General features: G+C 54.9%; 7 protein-coding genes and 1 pseudogene. 4 read left to right on the forward strand and 4 right to left on the reverse strand.

Annotated features, from left to right (window positions below):
* Both ACKWMY_RS27475 and ACKWMY_RS27480 read right to left on the reverse strand, forming a co-directional pair.
* Positions 1 to 497 (reverse strand): annotated as a pseudogene (locus ACKWMY_RS27475) (suppressor of fused domain protein); the annotation flags it as partial.
* A gap of 126 nt (positions 498 to 623) precedes the next feature.
* Entirely contained in the window at positions 624 to 1508 is an 885-nt protein-coding gene (locus tag ACKWMY_RS27480; protein ID WP_024527446.1) for an oxygenase MpaB family protein, read from the reverse strand.
* Positions 1509 to 1624: 116 nt separating this feature from the next.
* Here ACKWMY_RS27480 and ACKWMY_RS27485 point away from each other — a divergent pair, with 116 nt between their 5' ends.
* Positions 1625 to 2068, forward strand: a complete 444-nt coding sequence (locus tag ACKWMY_RS27485) for an acetyltransferase (protein WP_024527445.1) — start codon at positions 1625 to 1627, stop codon at positions 2066 to 2068.
* 47 nt (positions 2069 to 2115) lie between these two features.
* Here ACKWMY_RS27485 and ACKWMY_RS27490 read toward each other — a convergent pair whose 3' ends face one another.
* A complete protein-coding gene (locus tag ACKWMY_RS27490) occupies positions 2116 to 2763 on the reverse strand; it encodes a TetR/AcrR family transcriptional regulator (RefSeq protein ID WP_024527444.1) in 648 nt (215 codons plus the stop codon).
* Positions 2764 to 3195: 432 nt separating this feature from the next.
* On the opposite strand from ACKWMY_RS27490, the gene bhsA reads away from it, so the two are divergent.
* The gene (gene bhsA, locus ACKWMY_RS27495) at positions 3196 to 3453 is read left to right on the forward strand and encodes a multiple stress resistance protein BhsA (protein WP_024527443.1); all 258 of its coding nucleotides are present in this window, start codon (positions 3196 to 3198) and stop codon (positions 3451 to 3453) included.
* A 51-nt stretch (positions 3454 to 3504) separates the two neighbouring features.
* Here bhsA and ACKWMY_RS27500 read toward each other — a convergent pair whose 3' ends face one another.
* Positions 3505 to 4803, reverse strand: a complete 1299-nt coding sequence (locus tag ACKWMY_RS27500) for an SLC13 family permease (protein WP_308871130.1) — start codon at positions 4801 to 4803, stop codon at positions 3505 to 3507.
* A gap of 246 nt (positions 4804 to 5049) precedes the next feature.
* Between ACKWMY_RS27500 and amyA the strand changes: the two genes are divergently transcribed.
* Complete coding sequence (gene amyA / locus ACKWMY_RS27505; RefSeq protein WP_409487451.1) at positions 5050 to 6540, forward strand: alpha-amylase; 1491 nt, start codon at positions 5050 to 5052, stop codon at positions 6538 to 6540.
* A 123-nt stretch (positions 6541 to 6663) separates the two neighbouring features.
* On the forward strand, positions 6664 to 7515 hold the full coding sequence (locus ACKWMY_RS27510) for a PA4780 family RIO1-like protein kinase (RefSeq protein WP_409487452.1): 852 nt from the start codon (positions 6664 to 6666) through the stop codon (positions 7513 to 7515).
* Positions 7516 to 7533 lie beyond the last annotated feature (18 nt).

A 7533-nucleotide genomic window follows, 5' to 3' on the forward strand; every position in this document is an offset into this window, starting at 1 on the left:
TCCCGCTGCCAGCTACGCCAGAACTGCCGGGTATTTTCCGCCAGTGCATATTGCGTATTGGTGGATGCAGAGCCCAGCGGATAGGCCAATGGGTTCTCTTTGATGCAGCTTGCCGAATAGCAGACCGAGTGATCGATGTATAAACTCCAGCCGGGGATCACCGCTAGCAGTTGCCCGTGATACCACAGGGCAGCCCCGTCGTCGCTTTCCGTCCAGACAACCATCAGCCCTGCGGGATCCAATGGCGCTTCGCCTTCCAGATTACGGCAATACTCAGCCGCCAACATAGGGGGAAGGCCAGCTTCCATAGCGGCGCGATCTTCCTGCTGCGGAGCCGTAGCCAGGTTGCGCAGCCAGCAGGCACGCACCTGAAAACGTTCACTGTACTCTTCCGTTGGGTAGATATAAAAATAGGCGGCCCGGCTATCTTGCTGAACCACCGCGACCAGCGTTTGATTCTCGTTATTCACTTCAGCAAGTACGTTTGACTCGTTCATATCACCTCAAGGGGTTGCTGGCGCACAAATAGGCTGTACGCTAAAAATAGAATATTTCTCTGGGCCAGTGTAGAACGCATCATCAATCGGGATCACGGGCAATAGTCTCAAAAGTGGCTGCGCTGGCTAACATTGCGCTGATGCGTTCTTATTCATGCGCCGCATCGCCCGATGGTAGGAGCCATTGCGTACCGAAGCGCGCAGCACTCGTCCAACGCCGCCAACGCCAATACGCACGCACCGCCGCCGGGTCGCTCCTGGGGTGAATCCCAACTGTTGCTGCGCCCAGTCCGGCAACAGATCGATCCCTGCCTGCATCACCAATGCGCCGAACGGCCGCGCCAGCGTGCTGGGAGCCGGGGCCGCCAGCAGAATGCGCGCCACTTCCAGCGTGCGTTCATCGCAGACCAACTGCGGGCGCATCTGTTGCAGATAATCGTCAACCGCCGCACAGGATTTTGGAACATCGCGCGCGCCCAAGGCTTCCGCGACGCGAGCCGCTTCACGATAATAGGTATCCTGTTGAGCAAGGGACAGATGCGGATTGCGGTAACGCAGGTGCGAGGCCAGGAAACGGCTGCTTTCGGCGACATGGACCCAGGTGAGCAGATGCGGATCGCTGGCGGCATAAGGCTGGCCGTTATTGTCGGTGCCGTTGACCTGTAAATGGATGGCTTTGACTTTGGCGATCAGGCGTTGCGCCTCTGCACTGGGGCCAAACGTAGTGACGGAGATAAACTGGCTGGTACGACGCAGACGGCCCAGCATATCCTCACGAAAGTTGGAATGATCCCATACTCCTGCCAAGGCCAACGGGTGCAGCATCTGCAACAGCAGCGCACTGACGCCGCCGCAAAGCATGGAGGTGAAGTCACCATGCACTTGCCAAGTGACAGACTGCGGGCCAAACAGCCCCGGATCGCCAGCCGGATTTTCAAAATCAATCCCGCCGAGTGCCAGCCCGGTCAGGCTGAGCACCTGTTTCTCTATCGCTGCGCGTATCACTTCCATCCCCCTGTCCACGGCCTATGGCGCAGTTTATCATAGTGAGGGGCTGAGTCTGAGACTGCTCAACTCGCTATATGGATAGCTAAAATGACAATAATGACAATAGAGTGAGAATTTCGATGATAACGATAAGAAAGCGTGTGGTTACGGATAACGTGCAGCTAGTAGAAATCTGGCAGCGCTCGGTGCGCGCCACCCATAACTTCCTGGCCGAAGAGGATATTGCGCGGCTATATCCGCTGATCCTCAACGATTATCTCCCGGCGGTCAGCGTCTGGGTTGCCGAAGATGCTGCGGGACAGCTATGCGGTTTTATCGGCCTGGATGGCAACAAAGTGGAGATGCTGTTTATTGATGCCGATCGGCGTGGCGAAGGCATTGGCAAGGCCTTGCTGGCGGAGGTTGAGGCCATGCATCAGGAACTGCTGCTGGACGTCAACGAGCAGAATCCGCAGGCATTGGCATTTTATCAGCATTACGGTTTTGTGGTGACGGGCCGCAGCGAGCTGGATGGCCAAGGCAAGCCTTTCCCATTACTGCATATGAAGCTGACAGCGCGGTAAAAACGGGCCCCCTCCCCATGATGAGAGAGGGGCTGTCTAACGGCAGATCAAACTTTGTTACCCACCTGGCTCAAACGCGGCCATACCATCATGGTGGTATCCAGCAGCCGCAGCAGATCTTCACGGCTGGCTCCTTCTCGCGCCTGGGCGGACATCCCTTCAATCAGGCAAATTATGTATTTCGCCAACAATGCGGTATCGGTACGAGCCAGCAACTCCCCTTGCTGCACCTTACGATCAAAGCAAGCTTTCAGACTGGTTTCCTGCGCAAAATGCTTGTTGCGCAGCATCTCGGCCAGATCGTTTGAAGAGGAGGACAAGGCGGCGTTGGCACAAACCATAAAACAGCCGCTAGGGTTTTCCGGATCGGTAAATACCTCTGCCGAGGTGCGCAAATAAGCCTCGACGATATCGGCTATCGGTAACTCCTGGGCCAGCAGGCGGTTGTAACATTCCACGTAGCGGCTCAGATAGCGCTCAACTGCGGCGCGAAACAGCCCCTCTTTGTTACCAAACTCCGCATACAACGTAGGCGCTTTAGCCCCGGTCGCTTCCACCAGATCGGCCAACGAAGTAGATTCATAGCCATGGCGCCAGAACAGCTCAAGCGCCTGCTCAACGGCCTGATCGCGATCAAACTGCTTCGGCCTGCCGCGTGATTTCTTCGCGCATGCGTCTTCATTATTGATACTCATAGACCCCTCACTTTCCCGGTGGCCCAACGCGGGCACAATCATTAAATTATCGATCGGTACAAAAAATAGTACGCCGCCGATGATAAGCGAGCAACTTTTAATTAGCGATCGGTAAGCAATGCGGCCAATGGCGCCCCTGCCGGGCAGAAAATGGCGTTCAATCCGGGCCGCATCTTGCTACAAGGTGGCGAAGAATTCGAATGAATTTTAATAATAAGCATTAAATAACAATGCGTTAATTTAAATCCCCATCTTAACATTTCTTCCCCATCCGCCAGCAGCTTGAGCGGGATAGCACGAATTAATTAACGACCACTAAAAAAACATTTGCAATCGTTCGGGCAGAGGCCTAACATTAACTTATCGACCGTTAAGTAATTAAACGGGATAACGCAAAAACTTTTATTGCTCATGTAGAGATAGGAAACCATTATGAAAAACCTGAAAATGACCCTCGCCGCCATCGCACTAGCTTCTGTATCTTTCGGTAGCTTCGCCGCAGATTTGGTCAGCAGCCAACCGGCCGATCTGCAACAATCAGGCGTGATCACCGTGAGTGGCGCTTCTGACCTGACATCGCTGGAAAATAAACTGGCGGCTAAAGCGGATGCAGCCGGTGCCAAATCCTTCCAGATCATCGCAACAACCGGCAGCAACAAACTGCACGGCACCGCGATTATCTATAACTGATCGTTAAACGGTTTTATGCAAAGAGGCGGCCCTGGTGCCGCCTTTTGCTTGTCAGCCAAACCAGCCCAATAGCCGGAACCACAGATAATCCAACGGGACCAACAGCCCAAAGGTTAACAGGGCCAGCAGCAGGCACAGTTTCAGTCCTTCACGCGGCGGAACTTTCCCCATCCCCATTGCCACCACAATCGGTGAGGCCTGATACGGCAGCAACGGCGTGGCATAGCCAATCACCTGCGTCATCAATACCGTGGTTAGCGGCAAGCCACTCCCCTCTGACAGAACCTGTGCCAGCGGCGTGAACAGCGCGGGTACGCCATTGGCCGTCACGACAAAATTCAACAGCGTCGTAATACCGATCACCATGCCAAAAGCGGTAAATGGCCGATCCTGGGTTTGCGGTATGACGTTCAGCAACGCGCTGCCTAACCAGTCCCCCAATCCGGAATGGCTCACCAAAGCCGTCAACCCAAGGATCCCAGCCACATAGAGACAGGTGCGAATGTTGGCACCGGCAGCAAACTGCTCCCCCGTCAGGAAACCAATGCGCGGCAACAGGCAAACGCAGGCAGCAGCCAGCCCTACCCAAGCGGGAGCGATGCCGTGCCAGCTATCGGTGATCCACAACAGCACCGTGATCAGCAACAGCGCGATCAACCGCCATTCCGCCAAGCTAAGTGGACTCTGCTCGGTGGTTTTTTCCACCGGCTGTGGTTTGGCACGGAACAGCCAGCAGATGCATAACGTCAGTAACGCGCCTTTCGCCAAGCCCAGGATCGGTGCATGCAGCAGCAGGTAAGCCAAATAGGTAAAGTGAATACCATAGGCGCTTTCTGCCGCCCCGCTCATGACCAGATTAGGTACGTTGGCAGGCAGAATGCTGGCCGAAAGTTGGAAGGTGCCAAACCCCACCGCTAACGCCAGGCCGTAGCGGCCACGCGATCCTTCCGCCAACCCGGCACGTTCGGCCAATGCCATAATGATCGGCATCAGCAGGGTAATACGCCCCATATTCGACGGCATGACAAAGGCCAGCGCATAGCTGATGGCTACCACACCGCCCACCAGCCGTGGCCAGGAACCGGCCAGTAGCGGCAGAATGCGGTTGGCCAGCCGATCGGCCAGCCCCGTAGAACGAATGGCCGTTCCCAGCACAAAGCCACTCAATACCAGCCAGAATGCCGATGAGGCAAACCCGGAAAACACCACGGCCGTCGGCGCTAGCTGTAACACCATCACCGCAGCAAAAAACAGCAGCGCAACCAGATACTCCGGCAAACGCGACGTTGCCCATAAGGCGATCACCACCAAAGTCACCAGCGCGGAAACGCCCATCGGGTAATCCATCATCCCTACTCCCTGCTATAGTTAGTATTTTGTTATCAACTGGTTATATCTTCACATAACGGAAACGCCCGAACGGTGAAACGGCTCACAGTTCACGGGCGGCGGCCAAATCGGCCATACTCTCCCCGCGCCAAGAGGCTACTCTGCTTGCAGGCTAGCACCCGCTATTTTCCCTTTTGCCAAAAGTGGCCCATGCTTAGAGGGGCGAGCATTTGGCACACGTTTACTGACGAACCGGGGTACTGACTGATGACGAAAAAGACCACGCTGTTACAGTTTTTCCATTGGTACTACCCGGATGGCGGCAAGCTATGGCAAGAGGTGGCCGAACGTGCCCCCGCCCTGGCCGAGCTAGGCGTGACCGATCTATGGCTGCCACCGGCCTATAAAGGGGCTGCGGGTGGCTATTCGGTGGGGTATGACAGCTACGATCTGTTCGATCTGGGGGAGTTTGATCAAAAAGGCACCCGAGCCACCAAATATGGCGACAAAGAGGCGTTGACGCAGGCCGTTAATAGCTTGCGCGAGCACCAGATCCGGGTGATCTATGATGTGGTGTTCAACCACAAGATCGGCGCCGATGACAAAGAGCAGGTGCACGTCTATAAGGTTGATGAAGATAACCGTAACGATATCGCAGAGGTTGGCATCGACGCGCTGGCCTACACCCGCTTTACCTTCCCTGGGCGGCAAGGGACCTATTCCAAATTTATCTGGGACTACACCTGCTTTAGCGGCGTTGATTATATCGAGCAACCAGATGACAAAGGCATCTTCAAAATTGCCAATGACTACGGCGAAGAAGGTTGGAACGACCAGGTTGACGACGAAAACGGCAACTTTGACTATTTGATGGGCGCCAACGTGGAGTTCCGTAACCAAGCCGTCGTTGAGGAGCTAAAATACTGGGCTCGCTGGTTGATGGAAATCCTGCCTTGTGACGGGTTCCGGCTGGATGCCACCAAACATATCCCAGCCTGGTTCTTTAAAGACTGGGCAGATCACGTGCGCGATGCGGCACAGCGCGATCTGTTTATCGTGGCCGAATACTGGTCACACGATCTGGCGGCATTACAACAGTATTTAGCACTGGTCGATGGTAAGGTGATGCTGTTCGACGTACCGCTACAGCTGAAATTCCATCTGGCGTCAAAACAGGGCGATGGTTACGATATGTCGCAGCTGTTTACCGATACACTGGTCGCCGTCGATCCTGCCCATGCGGTAACCCTGGTGGCAAACCATGACACTCAGCCGTTGCAATCGCTCGAAGCGCCGGTCGAACCCTGGTTCAAACCGCTGGCCTACGCCCTGATCCTGTTGCGTGAACAAGGCGTTCCTTGCCTGTTTTACCCGGATCTGTACGGTGCCAGTTATAGCGATCAAGGCGATGACGGCCAGGAATATCAGATTGAAATGCCGGTGATTGCCGAACTGGAGAAGCTGATCCAGGCGCGTCAACGTTTTGCCAACGGCGAACAGCACGACTATTTTGACGATCCCCACTGCATCGCCTTCAGCCGCAGTGGCACTGCCGAGCAACCGGGATGCGTGGTGGTGATGACCAACGGGGCCGAAAGCAGTAAAACCGTCGCACTAGGCGAAAATTTTGCGCATAAATCCTGGTGTGACTTTCTCGGCAACCGCGAGGACGATATCATGACAGATGAGCACGGTAGCGCAGCCTTCCCGGTCAACGGCGGCAGCGTTAGCGTCTGGGTCATGGCTGAAGCAGAGTAAGGTCCTCCGGGGAGGCAATGTACCACCCCGGCGGCAAAACCCATTTTTGCCTTTTTGGTCCGATTTTTCATTAAGACCATAAGCAAATATTCACAGCGGAGCCTAAATAGGGTACAAGGCTGCATGAAAATTCCAAAACGACTCCAGCCATTGGTAGATGATGGTTTAATCGACGACGTCATCCGCCGTTTGAAAAGTGGCAAAGAAGCCGACGTATTTATCGTGCGTTGCGGTAAAGAGATCCGCTGCGCCAAAGTGTACAAAGAAGCCGATAAACGCAACTTCAAACAGGCCGTGAACTACCAGGAAGGCCGCAAGGTGCGCAATAGCCGCGATGCACGCGCCATGAGTAAAGGCTCCAAATTTGGCCGCCAACAGCAGGAAGAAGCCTGGCAGAATACCGAAGTGGACGCGCTATATCTGTTGGCCAAGGCCGGTGTGCGTGTGCCACAGCCGGATATCTGCCTGGACGGTGTATTGCTGATGGAGCTGATCACCGATGAAGAAGGTCTGGTAGCCCCACGCCTGAGTGACGTCACGTTAACGCCGGAACAGGCGTTGAACGATCACGCCTTGATGATGAACTATGCCGTGCGCATGCTCTGTGTTGGGCTGGTTCACGGCGATTTGTCAGAGTTCAACGTGCTGATGGATAAAGACGGGCCGGTGATAATCGATCTGCCGCAGGTGGTAGATGCCGCCGCCAACAACCACGCCAAAAGCATGTTTGAACGCGATATCAACAATATGACTCACTACTACGGCCAGTATGCGCCGCAACTGCTGGGCAGCAAGTATGCCAAAGAGATTTGGGCGCTGTATCAGGAAGGTAACCTGACGCCGGAGACAGAGCTGACAGGCAAGTTTGTTGAAACCAGCAAGCGGGCCGACATTGACTCGGTGCTGGAGGAGATCCAGGCGGCCAGCGATGAGCACAAGCGGCAACTGATGGCGCGTAACGAAGAAGAAGATTGATATTCAGCCTCCAAATTA

It is taken from the genome of Serratia sp. J2 (assembly GCF_046269175.1).
GTDB classification, from domain to species: domain Bacteria; phylum Pseudomonadota; class Gammaproteobacteria; order Enterobacterales; family Enterobacteriaceae; genus Chania; species Chania fonticola_C.

Excerpts from the sequence above, each read along its gene's own strand:
- amyA (WP_409487451.1), top strand. The coding sequence starts at position 5,050 with ATGACGAAAAAGACCACGCTGTTACAGTTTTTCCATTGGTACTACCCG.
- ACKWMY_RS27480 (WP_024527446.1), bottom strand. The coding sequence starts at position 1,508 with ATGGAAGTGATACGCGCAGCGATAGAGAAACAGGTGCTCAGCCTGACC.
- bhsA (WP_024527443.1), top strand. The coding sequence starts at position 3,196 with ATGAAAAACCTGAAAATGACCCTCGCCGCCATCGCACTAGCTTCTGTA.
- ACKWMY_RS27490 (WP_024527444.1), bottom strand. The coding sequence starts at position 2,763 with ATGAGTATCAATAATGAAGACGCATGCGCGAAGAAATCACGCGGCAGG.
- ACKWMY_RS27510 (WP_409487452.1), top strand. The coding sequence starts at position 6,664 with ATGAAAATTCCAAAACGACTCCAGCCATTGGTAGATGATGGTTTAATC.
- ACKWMY_RS27485 (WP_024527445.1), top strand. The coding sequence starts at position 1,625 with ATGATAACGATAAGAAAGCGTGTGGTTACGGATAACGTGCAGCTAGTA.
- ACKWMY_RS27500 (WP_308871130.1), bottom strand. The coding sequence starts at position 4,803 with ATGATGGATTACCCGATGGGCGTTTCCGCGCTGGTGACTTTGGTGGTG.